Source organism: Mycobacterium sp. NGS27, from assembly GCF_059813005.1.
The window spans coordinates 1-252 of the sequence record NZ_JCALDT010000061.1; the positions used below are offsets into that span (position 1 = coordinate 1).

The 252-nt window shown below is 65.5% G+C and carries 1 protein-coding gene; it reads left to right on the forward strand.

From position 1 onward, the window contains the following. The coding region (locus AC5Y30_RS25575) for a hypothetical protein (protein WP_499922121.1) at positions 1–252 on the forward strand (252 nt) is incomplete at both ends.

Here is a 252-nt window from a genome sequence, read left to right on the forward strand (position 1 = left end):
GGGGACTGGTCGTTGACGGTGTCGCAGCCGGGTTCGGTGGATGCGCGTGGCTGCCTGCAATCGGTGCAGGTGTTATCGGATGCGGCGCTGATCGCGGCGCGCTCGCGGTTGGACCCGGCTGGCGGGGTGATGCTGCGCGCGGTGTGGGGTGCCGATACGAGTCAGCTGGCGTTGGTCGTGCATCACCTTGTGGTCGATGGGGTGTCGTGGCGAATCCTGTTGGAAGACGTCAATATTGCGTGGGCGCAGCAT